Here is a 13,593-nt window from a genome sequence, read left to right as displayed (position 1 = left end):
CTCATGCCGCCGAAGGTTGCACTGATCACAGGAATCACCGGACAGGACGGCTCGTACCTCGCCGAACTGCTCCTCTCCAAGGGCTATCTGGTGCATGGCCTAATCCGCCGCTCGTCGTCCTTCTCCACCGGCCGGATCGACCACCTCTACCAGGATCCGCACGAGCCCGACGCGCGGCTGCGGCTGCACTACGGCGATCTCGCGGACGGCTCCCGCGTCAGCACCCTGCTCGAGGCGATCCAGCCCGACGAGGTCTACCACCTGGCCGCCCAGTCCCATGTCCGGGTCTCCTTCGACGAGCCCGAGTTCACCGGCTCCACGACGGGCCTCGGCACCACCCGCCTCCTCGAGGCGATCCGGATGACCGGCCTGCCCTGCCGCTTCTACCAGGCGTCCAGCTCGGAGATGTACGGCATCTCGCCCGCGCCGCAGTCGGAGACCACCCCGTTCCACCCGCGCTCGCCCTATGCCTGCGCCAAGGTGTACGCGTACTGGATCACCCGCAACTACCGTGAGGCGTACGGCATTCACGCCGTCAACGGCATCCTCTTCAACCACGAGTCCCCGCGCCGCGGCGAGACCTTCGTCACCCGCAAGATCGCCATTGCCGCGGCCCGCATCGCCCGGGGCGAGCAGAAGGAACTGCACCTCGGCAATCTGGAGGCGCGCCGCGACTGGGGGTACGCACCCGAGTACGTGGAGGCCATGTGGCGGATGCTCCAGCGCGACGAGCCGGACGACTACGTGGTGGCCACCGGCACGAGCTACAGCGTGCACGACTTCCTCACGCTGTGCTTCGAGCAAGCAGGGCTCGACTGGGAGCGGTACGTCCGCTTCGACGAAAGGTACCTGCGGCCCGCGGAGGTGCCGGACCTGATCGGCGACGCCTCGAAGGCGGAGCGGCTCCTCGGCTGGCGGGCCTCGGTCCGTACGCCGGAGCTCGCCCGCATCATGGTCGACGCGGAGCTCGGCAGGAACACCTCCACGGTGCCCGGCCCGGCGGCGCCCACGGCCGCCGGTCTGCCGTCCGCCGCCGCCCTCCCCGTACCGCCGCAATGACGCCACCTCTGGTCCTGCAGATCGCCAACGAGAGGGTCCTGGAGCCCGGTTCGCGATTCGTGCGGGCCTTCGGCCGGCTCGCCTCGGACGGACTGCTGCGGCACGCCGTCGTCTCCCCGCTCGCCCTGCTCGGGGGCGGGCGGGACGTGGCGCTGGAAGAACTCCGTTGTCAGGTGGGTGAGTTGCGGCCCGACGTGGTGTTCGTGCAGTCGCCGGGCGCCTTCCCCTGGACCGGCGACGACGTCCGGGCCCTGCTCGCCCCGCTCGGAGACCCGCCCGTGGTGTTCTGGGAGGGCGACGCCTGGGGAGGCCGCAAGCAACTGACACCGGGGTCGGTGGCCTGGCTCGGAGCCGCCGCCCGTGTGTACTCCGTGGCACTCGGACCCCAGGCTGCCCTGCTGCGACGGCAGTCCCCCGCGCCCGTGCGCTATGTCCCCCATGTGCTGCCGCTGTCGTTCGACGACACCCCCGTGCCGCCGCTCGGCGAGGCCTGCGACGATGTCGTCACCGTGGGCAACTGCTATGTGCGCTTCGGCCTTTGGGGCGGGCTGGAGGGCAGTCTCGACCGTGTCCGCCTGGTCCGCGGGCTACGCCGGCTACCCAGCTGCCGGCTGGCGGTGTACGGCGCACGCTGGCGTGGCCGCGGCGCGCGAGGTCCGGCCCCCTTCCACCGTCAGGTCGAGGTCCTGCGTCAGGGGCGGGTCACGGCGGGCTGGGACCACTTCACCGGATACCCGGGCTACTTCTCCGACCGGCTGCCCATCGCGCTGTCCGCGGGGCGCCCCCATGTCACCTCCCGGCAGCCGGGCCTGGAGTGGCTGCCCGGCCCGGACACCGGCCTGCACCTCGTCGCGACACCCGCCGAGGCGGTGAGCACCGTGCGCGGGCTCCTCGCCGCAGACGACGACGAGCTGCACACCGCCGGTCTGCGCGGCCATGCCTGGGTGCGCGAGCGGCTCACCGACCGGGAGGCGCTGCTGCACATGCTGGGCGGCCTGGTGACACTGCCGTCGCCGCCCGCGGATCCGTGGCAGGCCTTCGCCCAGCCCCTCGTACCCGCATGACGCGCACGCCCGACGACTCGTCCGCCTCCGTGGAACACCCCGCTGCGCAACACCCGTCCCCGGACCGTCCGTCGGGGAGCCGCGCCCGCCGCGCTCTCCACGGGCTGCTGTGGAACTACGCGGGCTCCGCCGCCACCATCGTGCTGCAGCTCGTGTACACCGCGTGCACATCGCGCATGGTGTCGCCCGCCGCGTTCGGCGCCTTCGCCACAGCGTCGGCCGTGGCCGGGGTGCTCGGGTTCTTCTCCAACAGCGGCGTCGCCACCTGTCTGCTGACCGCCGAGCGGCTCACCCGGCCCCTGACCGCGATGGCACTGCGCATCGGCGCGGTGAGCGGCGTCCTCTGCTTCCTGGCGGCGCAGGCGGTCACCTTCGCGGTGACCGCCCTGTGGGACATGCCCGAGGCGGGCCCGATGCTGCGGCTGGTCAGCTGCCAGTTCCTGACGCTGCCCGCGGGGCTCGCCGCGGCGGCGGCGCTGCGGCGTTGTGGACTCACACCACAGGCCGTACGGCTCGAACTGGTGGGACACACCGTCGGGGCCGCCGCCTCGCTCGGGTTGCTCGCCGCCGGATGGGGCCCGATGGCCCTGGCGGTCTCCGCCCCGGTGAGCTCGGCCGTCCTGCTGGCGGGTGCTCTGTGGCTGCTGCGCGGACAGGACCTGCCCGACGGCCCCCGGCCCAAGGGCCGTGAGCTCGTGGACGCCTCCGGCTTCTTCAGCGGATTCAGCCTCGCGCAGTACGTGTTCAACAGCGCGCCCCTCTGGCTCGCCGGCCGGCTCGGCGCGAGCGCGGCCGGGCACTATTCACGCGCGAGCCTGTTCACCGGCCTGCCGCTGACGGTGCTCGCGCGAGGCATCAGCCTCACCAGCACCCCGGCGCTCGCCGCCGACCGGGGCCGGTCCCGGCAGGCGGTGTCCGACGTGCTGTGCCTGACGTCCGCGATCGCCTTCATCGGGTTCGGCGCCGTCGCCGGTCTTGGGCCCTCCGCGTTGAACCTGCTGCTCGGGCCGGGCTGGGTCACGGCGGCCTCGCTGGTCCCGCTCCTGGCCGTCGCCTCGGCCCTGACGCTGCTGACCTCGGTCGGCGACAGCGTCAATCAGGCGCGGGACGACCGGCGCTCGCTCGTTGTCACCCAGTCCTGGGCGGCCTCCGCGATCGCCGTCACGCTGGCGGCGGTCGTGGCCCGGCATTCGCTCACGCTGCTCGCCACGGCCACCGTCACCGGCCCGCTCGTCGGCCATGTGGTTCAACTGCTGCGTTGGCGCGCCCACGGCGTCATCGCCCTGGCTCCGCTGCTGCGCGTCCACGCAGCGCACCTCGCGGCTGGTGCGGCACTGGCGCTGGCCGCGTATGCGGCCGCGGCGGCCGGTGACACCCCCTTCCACGGGCTGCTGCTCGGCACCGCGGCGGCGCTCGCCGTCCTCGTGTGCGCGCTGCCGCTGCGCGCCAGGCTTCCGCTGTACGCCGTGGCCGAGCGCCACGGTCTGCTCCCCCGTCCGTCCCTCTGGAGTGTCCGTGGCCAGTCCGCCGCTCGTCCTGCACGTCAGCAATGAGCACCCTCCCGTCAGTCCCGACTACGGCTTCCTGCGCGCCTTTCGCGAGCTGTCGGCCGGTGGCGTGCTCCGGCACGAGTGGATCGCTCCGGCCGCCGCTCCGGAGCGGATCGCCGGGCTCACGGCCGGCGCCCGGCCCGACCTCGTCTTCGTCCAGTCGCCGCAGCCGCACCGCTGGACGGAGCGCGAGGTCGCCGGGCTGCTGCGGGGGCTCGGCTCCCCGCCGGTCGTCGTCTGGGAGGGCGATGCCTGGGGCGGGCGGAAGCGGCTGCGGGCACAGAACGTGGCATGGTTCCGGCACGCCGACACGGTGTACAGCGTGGCCCTCGGCGCGCAGGCCGAGCTGCTGCGGCGGGCCGGCAGGCGTCCGGTGAGATACGTCCCGAACGTGGCACCGCTGTGCTTCGCCGAGGCGCCCGAGGAGCCGGGGCTCCCGCGCGGGGTGGCCCTGGTGGGCTCCAGGCTCACGTACTTCGGCATCGAACTGATCGCGGACGACCGTGAACGCACCAGGCTGGCAGCGAAGTTGTCGCGGCTCCCGAGCTGTGAGCTGTCCGTCTACGGCCGGGGCTGGCGCGGCCCCCACGCCCGGGGACCGGTCCCGTACGACGATCAGTTGGGGGCGATGCGGCGGGCGCTGATCACCGTCGGCTGGGACCGCTTCCGCGGCTACTCCGGGTACTACTCCGACCGGCTTCCCATCGCGCTGTGCGCCGGCCGGGTCCATGTGGCCTCCCGCCAGCCGGACCTGGACTGGCTGGCGGCAGGGCCGAAGGACGGGCTGCATCTCATGGACTCACCGCGCGAGGCCGCCGAGCGGGTGCGGGACCTGATCGCCGCCGGACCCGAGCGCCTGCTCGCCGACGGCGCCGGCGGCCGGGCGTGGGTCCGCACCCATCTGACCGAGCTGCACGCACTGCGCCACATGCTCGCGCACCACCTGCCGGTGCCCGCGCCCCGGTCGGGCCCCTGGCCGGCGATCGCCGCGCTCGGTGCCGTCTAGGAGCGAGCCTGGCATGATCGACGAGACACCTTCCAGGGGCTGTCTCAGTACTTGGGGCGGCCGTCCGGCCGGTAGGCGTTGTAGAGGTGGTCCGGCAGCGGCCTGTCCTCGCGCAGCGCCCGGAACACCGCCCTCCCCTGGCCTTCGACCATCTGGTAGTTGCTGGGGCGCTCGGGGTCCTCCACACACGGCAACGTGATGATCCGCACCCGGTCGGAGGGGATCGCGCGGGCGCTGCTCGCCAGCTTGTACAGCTCGCCCGGCGATTCGAGACCGGGGTCGGCGGTCAGGGCCGAGGTGACGGCGTCGAGGACGGGCCACAGCCGCGTGGGGTTGCTCAGCGTGCCGGCCTCACGGAGCTTGTCGTACAGGTTGCGGACGAACTGCTTCTGCCGCTCGATGCGCTGGAGGTCGCTGCCGTCACTGACGCCGACCCGGGTCCGTACGAAGGTCAGTGCCTCCTTGCCTTTCACGAGCTGGTGCCCCGGCTGCAGCGTCACCCCGTACTCCGGTTCGCTCACCGGTTCCGTCACCTCGACCTCGACCCCGCCGACGGCATCGATGACCTCCTCGAACCCCGTGAAGCTGACGACCAGATGGTGGTCGACCCGGATGCCGGTCAGTTTCTCGAAGGTGCGGATGGCGCACGCGGCGCCGCCGAACTGGAAGGCCCAGTTGAACTGGGCGTACTGGGCCCGGCTGCGGCCGCCGTCCGGTCGCAAGCAGCTGGGGATGTTCACCATGAGGTCGCGCGGCACGCTCACGGCGGCGGCGCTCTTCCGATCCGCGGCCAGGTGCAGCAGGATCGTGGTGTCGCTGCGCTCGCTGTCCTTGACCGTCTCCAGGTCGGAGCCCAGCAGCAGGATGTTCTGTGCCTGCGGCGCCAGCGCCTTGGGGCGGGAGGCGTGGTCGGCGGCGAGGGCACGGGCGGCCGCCTCGTCGGTGCGGATGTTCCCGTCGAGGCGCGCGTACAGCAGTGAGGCCGCGGCTGCCGTCGTCATCAGGAGCAGCGACAGTCCGAGTCCGGTCAGGATGAGGATCCGCCGGGTTCGGGTTCGAGTGCGAAGTCCCGGGCGCCGTGCGTCCGGCTGGTCAGGGTCTGCCTTGCGTCGTGCCATGGATGAGACCTTCCACGCCACGCGCGAACCTGGCGGCCATTCCCTCGACCGTGTAGCGCGTCGCGTCCGCCTGGCAGGCACGGCGGAGCCGGGAGAGCTCGCCCGGCTCGGTGAGGAGTCCGACGACGGCCTCCGCGTACGCCCCCGGGTCGTCGGGTGCGACCAGCGCGTTGCGTCCACTGGCCAGGTACTCGAACTCCGGTCCGTGGTACGGCCACGGACAGGTGATCACGGGGGTGCGCAGTGCGAAGGAGTCGACGGCGCACAGTCCGACGGCGCCGGGCACCAGGAGGACGTCCGAGGCGGCGCCGAGCAGCGCCTTGTCGCGGTCGCCTACGGTCCCGACGTAGACGAGGGGACCGCCGGAGGCCTGGGCGGCCTGGACGAGCGGCCGGTGGGCGCCGTTGCCTGCGACGACCAGCCGGAAGCCGGGCAGTTGCCGGGCAATGCGCTCGGCGGCCTCGATCATGAACGGAGTTCGCTTGAGCTCGTCGAGTCCGCCGATGTAGAGCGCGGTGCGGCCGGCGGTGAGGCTGTACCGCTCGCGCAGGGCCGCCACGTCGGCGTCGGTGACGGCGTCGCGGGCTGCGGCGAGCGCCGTCGTGTCCAGGGAGTTGTGTACCACCGTGACGCGGTGGCGGGGCAGCCCGGTCTGTACGGCGTAGGCCTCGCCCGCCTCGGTGTAGGCGAAGAACCAGTCGGCCCGGCGGGTCAGTGCCGCCTTGGCGCGTCGGGCCACCGACCCGTGGGCCGACACATGGGTTCTGCCGTGGCCCCAGAGTCCGATGCGGGGGTGACGCCGGGCCAGGAGCGGATAGGTGTGCAGATGGTGCATGGACTGCGGCAGGACCAGGGCGTCGCAGGTACGGGCGAGTTCGCCGAGGCCGAGCCAGATCAGCTCGCGGCCCGCGACGTTCCACACCCGCTGGCGCAGCGCGACGGAGCCGGGCAGTTCGACGGTGTCACGCCGCGCCGCGGACAGTCCGGTCGGCAGGCCGTGGGCCACGACCAGGTCGATGTTCCGTGCGTCGAGTTCGCCGCGGAGCCGCGCGAAGAAGGGCAGCCGGTAGGCGGTGAGGTACGGCACGACCAGGCCCACCCGGGCCGCGGTCACGCCGTCACCTGCTGGTAGAGCCCGACCATGCGTTCCGTCCAGGCCCGCTCGCCGTACTGCCGCGCGTACACCTCTCGGCAGTGCTCCCGCAGTGCGGGGAAGATCCGGTCGGCAGCGTGCAGGGCGTCCGCGAGCGGGGCGTCCCACGAGGTGACCGCGCCGGTGCCTTCGGCTCTGATCGCGAGCGGCACCGACGAGCCTTCGAAGGCGAGGACCGGCAGGCCGGCCGCGAGGGCCTCGACGTAGACGAGCGGCACGGCACCCTCGTAGCAGCGGCTGGTGAAGACCGCTCCGTGGTATCCGGGGAGCAGCTCGCGCAACGCGGCGCGGTCCAGGGCTCCGAGGAAGCGCACGGAGTCGGGCGCGGCGGCGCGGCAGTCCTCCTCCAGCGCTCCGTTGCCGATGACGTCGAGCCGTACGCCGGCGGGCCAGCGGCGCAGCAGCTCGAGGATGCCCTTCTCCTCGCTGAGCCGGCCGACATAGACCCAGGCGGGGACCCGGGGGGCCGTCGCGGTGTCCGGCGCGGGCACGAAGTTGGGGATCAGCGCCATGCGACGGGGCGGGAGCCCGGCTCGCTCGTACGTCGCGCGGCTCAGATCCGACAGCACGACGACGCGGTCGGCGCGGCGCAGCAGCGGATCTCCGGACACCCCGTCGCGGGACGCCCAGGCCAACGGGAGCGTGGCGAGCCGGGAACCGCGGTAGCAGCCGTTACGCAGCCCCGCCCAGCGGTCTCCGTCCGGGCAGCGGGTGCAGGGCGCGCCGTCCCGATAGAGGACGGCGGAGGCGCACAGAGGGCGGTAGTTGTGCAGGGTGGCGACGAGGGGGCCGGGCCACCGGGCCGCCCAGGCACGGCCGAAATTGGGGAAGAGGTTGTGGACATGGACCACGTCGGGGGCGATCGCCCGCAGTTCGGGGAGCGGGGTCCGGCCCCGGCCGCTCGCGACGGTCACGGCGCAGCGCAGCGGGTGCAGCGGGCGGGTGGCCAGTTCGTCGGTGCGGGCGGCGACGAGGTGGACCTCGTGGCCGGCCCGGCGCAGCGCCTCCGCCTGGTCGAGCGGCACCATGTTCTCGCCGCCGGGTACCGAGCCTCCGTAGAAGCTGTGGACGAGGGCGATGCGCAGTCTCCGCGGAGGGGTCATGCGCGGGCCCCCTTCCACGCCGCCCAGATGAACCGCGGATGCCCCCACAGCACCCTGCGGGCCAGCCGGCGCGGTTCGCTGCACAGCCGGAACAGCCATTCCAGGCCGTGGCGCTGCATCCACAGCGGGGCCTGCGGCTTGTTGCCCGAGACGAAGTCGAAGGCGGCGCCCACGGCGACGTACACGGCGGGGTGGAGGGCCGCGAGGCGCGCCGCCTCGTGGTCCTGTTTCGGCGTGCCGAGGCCCACCCAGACGATCTGGGCGCCGCTCGCGGCGATCCGGTCGGCCTGGGCCCGGCGCTGCTCGTCGGTGACGTCGCAGAAGGGCGGGGCCTCCGAGCCGACGATACGGGCACGGGGGAAGCGGGCGATGAGTTCGGCGGTCAGGCGGTCGAGCACCTCGCGCGTGGAGCCCAGGAGGTAGTGGGTGAGGTTCTCCTCCTGCCCGGTGCGGACGACGTCGAGGAAGAGGTCGGGGCCGTAGACGCGGACGCGCGGCACCTCGCGGCCCCGGTGCGCGAGCCGGTTGGCCCACACGACGCCCTGCCCGTCGGGCAGGTTGAGCCGGGCCTCGCACAGGACGCGCCGCAGGTCCGGGTCGATGTCGGCCAGGGCCAAGGTGTAGGCGTTGCAGAGGTGGACGTCGGCCGGTACGCGGGCGCGGGCGAGGTCGACGACGAACGAGGAGGCGTTCGCGGGGGTCGTGGCCGCGACCGGCACCCCGGCACAGAGGAGCGTGGGCAGAGCGGGCGCTGTGGTCATCGTCATCCCCTGGCAACGTCGACGGTCGTGCCCGTGGCGGCCGGGCGGCCGGGCAGTCGCTGCGTGCGCACCTGCCGGGTGTAGACGGGAACCTTCAGCAGGCCGAGGACCGCGGCGAGGACGCCGCCCGCCACCCAGAGGGCCGCCGAGGGACCCAGGACGCCGCGGTGCAGCAGCAGCCCGACGAGCACGCCGACGCAGGACGCGGCGCCGAGGACCGCCGCGGCGCCCGGCGTGGTGAGGCCGAGCCGGCGCAGCCGGTGGGCGATGTGGTCGGTGCCCCCCATGAGAATGGAACGGCCGGCCCGGCGCCGGGACACCACGACGAGGAGGCTGTCGGCGGCGACCACGGCGGACAGGGCGAAGACGGCCCCCGCGGTCGGGAGCGGTTCGTGGCCGGCGTGCACCAGCACGGCGGCCGAGGCCAGGACGAAGCCGGTGAACAGGGAACCGCAGTCGCCGAGGAAGATCTGGGCCGGGTACCAGTTGTGCACGAGGAAGCCGGTGAGCGCGGCGGCCAGGGCGCACAGGACGAGGGCGAGTCCGTACAGGGACTCCGCCGCCGCGCAGATGCTCAGGCCGAACGCGGTGACCGCGCCGACCGTGCCCATCGCGCCGTCCGAGTTGTCGAGCAGGTTGAAGGCGTTGGTGACGAAGGTGATCCAGAGGACCGCCAGCGCGCCCAGGAGGAGCCCGAATCCGGCATGGTGCACCACCAGGGCGGCCGCGCATGCCTCCACGACGAGCCGGGAGCGCGCGCTCATCGGCCGCAGGTCGTCGAGGAGTCCGAGGAAGGCGACGGCGCCGGCGGCCAGCAGCAGCGCTCCGGTGGCCGACCCGAGCGGCGTGTCGCCCCACCAGGCGAGCGGGCTGACCGCGACCGTACCGACGGCCACGGCCACACCGCCGAGGTGGGGGGTGGGCCGGGCGTGAGCCTTGCGACCGGCGGGGCGGTCGACGAGTCCGAGGCGCAGCGCCCAGGCCCGCAGCAGCCCGACGAGCACCGCGGTGAGCAGGAGTGCGGCGACGGCCGCGATTCCGTAGATCACGGTGATGTCCCGTCAGGAATGGGGCTGGGAGGTGGTGGTGCGATCGGCCACCGGGGGCGACTCGACCCTTCGGGTGTTGGGCACCGGGAGGGGCGCCCGGCCGTCCGGAATCGCGGGAGTGCAGGAAGGGGAAGGGTCGTCCGCGGCAGTGAGGTCGGCGACGGGGCCGCCGGTGGGAGCGTCGTCCGCCGGAGCGCTGTCCTCGGGGGAGGCGCAGGCGCGTCTCGCATCGGCGATCGCCCCGTCCAGGATGTCGTCGAGCGTGCGCCGCGGGCGCCAGCCCGTCAGTTCGCGCAGACGGGTCGTGTCCGGGACGCGGCGCTCCATGTCCTCGAAGCCGTAGCCGGTCCCGTAGGCCTCTTCGTAGGAGACGAGCCGCACGGGCGAGCCGCTGCCCACCCGGTGGACGATGCGTGCGGCGAGTTCACCGACCGAGGTCTCCTCGGAGGTGCCGACGTTGAACACCTTGCCGACCGCGCCGGGGTGCGTCAGGAGCCGCATCAACGCGTCCACCACGTCGGCGACATGCGCGAAGCAGCGCCGCTGCCGCCCGTCGCCGTAGACCGTCAGCGGCTCGCCGGTGACCGCCTGACGGACCAGGCGGGGCACGACCATGCCGTACGCCGGGGACTGTCTCGGCCCCACGGTGTTGAACAGGCGCACCACGGTGACGGGAAGCCCGTGCTCCCGGTGATACGCGAAGGCGAGGATCTCGTCGACCGCCTTCGCCGTCGAGTACGACCAGCGGGCGACGGTCGTAGCGCCGAGCACGCGGTCCGCGGTCTCGGTCAGCGGCCCCGAGGCGTTCTTGCCGTAGATCTCGGAGGTGGAGGCGAGGAGCAGCGGGCGCCCGTGGCGGTGCGCGGCCTCGATGACGTGCTCGGCGCCCCGCACATTCGTCGTGAACGACCTCAGCGGCTGCTCGACGATCTGGCGCACGCCCACCGCCGCAGCCAGGTGGACGACGGCGTCACAGCGGCCGGTCACCTCGTCGACCAGGCGTTCGTCCAGGACGGAGCCGCTCTCGAAGTGAAATCGGGGATGCGACCTGACCTCCGCGAGGTTCGCCAGGTCGCCGGTGGACAGGTCGTCGAGGACGACGACGGAGTGACCCGCGTGGAGCAGGGCCTCCGTCAGATGGGAACCGATGAAGCCGGCACCACCGGTGACCAAGTACGTGAGGGATTCCATGCGCAGCCCGATCCGTAGTTTCTCCCGGCCGACGCGGGACCACGTTGCGGTATCGGGGTGATACCGAGGAAGCGCCCGGCCGCCTTCGGTAAGTTAGTCCCTTTTCATCGGATATCTGGTGATAAACACGATCCGTTTCTTTCGCTCTTCGATCGGAGATTGCCCCCATGGGACCAACCGAGGCGCCCTGCCGCGTCACTGTGATCGGGCTCGGATACGTAGGACTGCCGCTGGCGGTTGCCGCGGCGGAAGCCGGCTTCCTGGTGACCGGGCTCGACACGGACGAGCTGCGGATCAAGCAGCTGGCAGCGGGCGACTCCTACGTCGAGGACATCCCCGCCGAGCGACTGCTCGGCGCGTTCGACAACGGACTGAAGGTCAGTCACGACTACGCCGACACCGAGAACTTCGACGTCTGCGTGATCGCGGTGCCGACCCCCCTGCGGGACGGGGCGCCCGACCTCTCGTACATCGAGAGCGCCGCGTCGTCCGTCACGCCCCATCTACGTCCGGGCGCGACAGTCGTCCTGGAGTCGACGTCCTATCCGGGCACCACCGAGCAGGTCCTGCGACCCATCCTCGAACACGGCAGCGGGCTGCGCGCGGGCAGGGACTTCCATCTCGGCTACAGCCCCGAGCGCATCGACCCCGGCAACACGCGGTGGCGGCTGGAGAACACACCGAAGGTCGTGTCCGGGGTCGACGAGGACTCCCTCGGCGCGATCGACTCCTTCTACCGCCGGATCGTGACCCGCACCGTGCCGGTCTCGTCCCCACGCACAGCCGAGCTGACCAAGCTCCTGGAGAACACCTTCCGTCAGGTCAACATCGCGCTCGTCAACGAGCTCGCGATGTGCGCGCGCCCGCTCGACGTGGACATCTGGGAAGCGATCGGGGCCGCCGCCACCAAGCCCTTCGGCTTCATGCCCTTCCAGCCGGGTCCGGGGGTGGGCGGACACTGCCTGCCCGTCGACCCGACCTACCTCGCCTGGCAGGTGCGCCGCCAGCTCAGTCACGACGTCCGGTTCATCTCACTCGCCAACGAGATCAACGCGCACATGCCGCGCCATGTCGTCCAGCGCGTGGCCACCGGACTCGGACGGGAGCTGACCGGCGCCCATGTCCTGTTGCTGGGCCTCGCCTACAAGAAGAACACCGGCGACGTACGCGAGTCCCCGGCCGTCGAGGTGGCACGGCTGCTGCACGAGGCTGGCGCCCATGTGCGGGCCGTCGAACCGTACGCGAACCCGGCCCATCTCCCGCCCCACGTGCTGCGCGTGGAACTGACTGAGGAGGAGCTGCGCGCCGCGGACGCCGTCGTCGTGACCACGGACCACGACGACTTCGACTACGCGCTCGTCGAACGACACGCCCGCTATGTCTTCGACACCCGCAACCGCTGCCGTGGGGAGGGTGTCGACCGGCTCTGAACGGCGCAGCCGCCGTCGACCGGCTGAATGTACTGAGCCACATCGGCGACGTGGGGCGACATGGGCGGGTTCTTCATGGATCGCGAAGTCCTCGCCCCTAGCCTCCCCTCATGCAGAACCTCACCCGGAAGATCGCCGCAACGCCGTTCGCGCGGGCAGCCGCTCTGCCCCTGCGGCTGGCCACCGTCGCCCGCTACGACGCCCGAGTGCTCCAGCGCTCGGGCGCCTGGCTCGTCCGTTCCCGTGAGCACTCCTGTTTCACCTACGACCTGGAGCCCTCGAACCAAGAGCACCTCTGCTGGTTCGTGAGCGAGGTGACCGGCACGCCGGTGAAGGCGGTGCGCGCCCACATCCAGGAGGCGGAGGAGGACGCCGAACTCCGCAGGACCCTGAACGAGGGACTGGCCGGCAGCGTCCGCTCCGGGACCTGCGACCGCGAGGTGCGCTACGGCCGGCGCGTCGCGTACTACGCCCTCGTGCGCACGCTGGCCCCCGCGCATGTGGTCGAGGCCGGCCCCCACCGTGGCATCACCAGCAGCCTGATCGCCGCCGCTCTGCTCCGCAACGGCAGCGGCCGGCTCACCACCGTCGACATCGACCCCCGGGCCGGCGAACTGATCCGGGGGCCGTACCGGGCCGTCGTGGACCAGGTCATCGGCGACTCCGTGAAGGTCCTGAGCAGCCCTCAGGTCCAGGAGCGCGGTGTCGACATGGTCCTGCTGGACACCTCGGTGGGGCCGGACCACGAGGACGCCGAACTCGCGGCCGTGACCCCGGCGCTCTCGGAGCGCGCCCTGGTCCTGTCCAGCAGGAGCCACGCCTGGCCGTGCCTGGCGCGCTGGTCCGAAGAGCGTCAGCGTCGCTTCCTGCACTTCGACGACAGGCCGCGCGACCACTGGCACCCGGGCAACGGCTTCGGCATCTCGTTCCCCGACCGCGTGTGACGGGAGGGAAGCGCCCGCGAGCTTCTCGGCCTCGTACGACCGGCACGGGATCGGTGTCAGTGCTGCGCCTGCCACCAGGCGTAGGTGGCGGCGATGCCGTCGGACAGCGCGACGGCCGGCTTCCAGCCGAGTCCGGTCAGTCGGGACACGTCGAGGAGCTTGCGC

Annotated in this window: 12 protein-coding genes and 1 pseudogene; 6 read left to right on the top strand and 7 right to left on the bottom strand. The window is 72.4% G+C overall.

Annotation, left to right across the window (positions count from 1 at the left end; genetic code table 11):
- The first annotated feature begins 3 nt into the window (after positions 1-3).
- From gmd to ABZ939_RS19390, 4 genes are read left to right on the top strand one after another with little or no spacing between them, the layout of a single operon-like run.
- Entirely contained in the window at positions 4-1,059 is a 1,056-nt protein-coding gene (gene gmd / locus ABZ939_RS19405) for a GDP-mannose 4,6-dehydratase (protein WP_361856232.1), read from the top strand.
- Entirely contained in the window at positions 1,056-2,123 is a 1,068-nt protein-coding gene (locus ABZ939_RS19400) for a hypothetical protein (protein WP_361856229.1), read from the top strand. Before gmd ends, ABZ939_RS19400 begins: the two co-directional genes overlap by 4 nt.
- Complete coding sequence (locus ABZ939_RS19395) at positions 2,120-3,676, top strand: oligosaccharide flippase family protein (protein ID WP_361856226.1); 1,557 nt, start codon at positions 2,120-2,122, stop codon at positions 3,674-3,676. The genes ABZ939_RS19400 and ABZ939_RS19395 overlap by 4 nt, the downstream gene beginning before the upstream one ends.
- Positions 3,639-4,679 (top strand): hypothetical protein, encoded by a 1,041-nt coding sequence (locus ABZ939_RS19390; protein WP_361856223.1) that lies wholly within the window; start codon positions 3,639-3,641, stop codon positions 4,677-4,679. Before ABZ939_RS19395 ends, ABZ939_RS19390 begins: the two co-directional genes overlap by 38 nt.
- A 44-nt stretch (positions 4,680-4,723) precedes the next feature.
- Here the strand turns inward: ABZ939_RS19390 and ABZ939_RS19385 are convergent, their stop codons facing one another.
- The 6 genes from ABZ939_RS19385 to ABZ939_RS19360 all read right to left on the bottom strand — a co-directional run bounded on the left by ABZ939_RS19385 (position 4,724) and on the right by ABZ939_RS19360 (position 11,054).
- A complete protein-coding gene (locus ABZ939_RS19385) occupies positions 4,724-5,680 on the bottom strand; it encodes an LCP family protein (RefSeq protein ID WP_361856220.1) in 957 nt (318 codons plus the stop codon).
- A 91-nt stretch (positions 5,681-5,771) separates the two neighbouring features.
- Entirely contained in the window at positions 5,772-6,911 is a 1,140-nt protein-coding gene (locus ABZ939_RS19380; protein WP_361856217.1) for a glycosyltransferase family 4 protein, read from the bottom strand.
- Positions 6,908-8,053: a glycosyltransferase family 4 protein gene (locus tag ABZ939_RS19375; RefSeq protein WP_361856214.1), complete on the bottom strand. Its 1,146-nt coding sequence runs from the start codon at positions 8,051-8,053 to the stop codon at positions 6,908-6,910. The genes ABZ939_RS19380 and ABZ939_RS19375 overlap by 4 nt, the downstream gene beginning before the upstream one ends.
- Entirely contained in the window at positions 8,050-8,814 is a 765-nt protein-coding gene (locus ABZ939_RS19370) for a WecB/TagA/CpsF family glycosyltransferase (protein WP_361856211.1), read from the bottom strand. The genes ABZ939_RS19375 and ABZ939_RS19370 overlap by 4 nt, the downstream gene beginning before the upstream one ends.
- 2 nt (positions 8,815-8,816) lie before the next feature.
- Positions 8,817-9,863, bottom strand: a complete 1,047-nt coding sequence (locus ABZ939_RS19365; protein ID WP_361856209.1) for an MraY family glycosyltransferase — start codon at positions 9,861-9,863, stop codon at positions 8,817-8,819.
- A 12-nt stretch (positions 9,864-9,875) separates the two neighbouring features.
- A complete protein-coding gene (locus tag ABZ939_RS19360) occupies positions 9,876-11,054 on the bottom strand; it encodes an NAD-dependent epimerase/dehydratase family protein (protein ID WP_361856206.1) in 1,179 nt (392 codons plus the stop codon).
- 167 nt (positions 11,055-11,221) lie between these two features.
- Here ABZ939_RS19360 and ABZ939_RS19355 point away from each other — a divergent pair, with 167 nt between their 5' ends.
- Positions 11,222-12,484 carry a nucleotide sugar dehydrogenase gene (locus ABZ939_RS19355; RefSeq protein ID WP_361856203.1) on the top strand — a complete coding sequence of 421 codons (1,263 nt, stop codon included), beginning with the start codon at positions 11,222-11,224 and terminating at the stop codon, positions 12,482-12,484.
- Positions 12,485-12,594: 110 nt separating this feature from the next.
- On the top strand, positions 12,595-13,428 hold the full coding sequence (locus ABZ939_RS19350) for a class I SAM-dependent methyltransferase (protein WP_361856200.1): 834 nt from the start codon (positions 12,595-12,597) through the stop codon (positions 13,426-13,428).
- Positions 13,429-13,484: 56 nt separating this feature from the next.
- Here ABZ939_RS19350 and ABZ939_RS19345 read toward each other — a convergent pair.
- A pseudogene (locus ABZ939_RS19345) lies at positions 13,485-13,593 on the bottom strand (GDP-L-fucose synthase); the annotation flags it as partial.

It is taken from the genome of Streptomyces sp. NPDC046712 (assembly GCF_040645695.1).
Taxonomy (GTDB): Bacteria; Actinomycetota; Actinomycetes; order Streptomycetales; family Streptomycetaceae; genus Streptomyces.
The sequence above is the reverse complement of the archived record's forward strand: the minus strand, read 5'-3'. Positions and strand labels throughout refer to the sequence as shown.

What these genes read in the sequence shown, in the direction of transcription:
- gmd (WP_361856232.1), top strand. Translation starts at nt 4, where the DNA reads ATGCCGCCGAAGGTTGCACTGATCACAGGAATCACCGGACAGGACGGC.
- ABZ939_RS19400 (WP_361856229.1), top strand. Translation starts at nt 1,056, where the DNA reads ATGACGCCACCTCTGGTCCTGCAGATCGCCAACGAGAGGGTCCTGGAG.
- ABZ939_RS19395 (WP_361856226.1), top strand. Translation starts at nt 2,120, where the DNA reads ATGACGCGCACGCCCGACGACTCGTCCGCCTCCGTGGAACACCCCGCT.
- ABZ939_RS19385 (WP_361856220.1), bottom strand. Translation starts at nt 5,680, where the DNA reads ATGACGACGGCAGCCGCGGCCTCACTGCTGTACGCGCGCCTCGACGGG.
- ABZ939_RS19375 (WP_361856214.1), bottom strand. Translation starts at nt 8,053, where the DNA reads ATGACCCCTCCGCGGAGACTGCGCATCGCCCTCGTCCACAGCTTCTAC.
- ABZ939_RS19370 (WP_361856211.1), bottom strand. Translation starts at nt 8,814, where the DNA reads ATGACCACAGCGCCCGCTCTGCCCACGCTCCTCTGTGCCGGGGTGCCG.
- ABZ939_RS19360 (WP_361856206.1), bottom strand. Translation starts at nt 11,054, where the DNA reads ATGGAATCCCTCACGTACTTGGTCACCGGTGGTGCCGGCTTCATCGGT.
- ABZ939_RS19355 (WP_361856203.1), top strand. Translation starts at nt 11,222, where the DNA reads ATGGGACCAACCGAGGCGCCCTGCCGCGTCACTGTGATCGGGCTCGGA.
- ABZ939_RS19350 (WP_361856200.1), top strand. Translation starts at nt 12,595, where the DNA reads ATGCAGAACCTCACCCGGAAGATCGCCGCAACGCCGTTCGCGCGGGCA.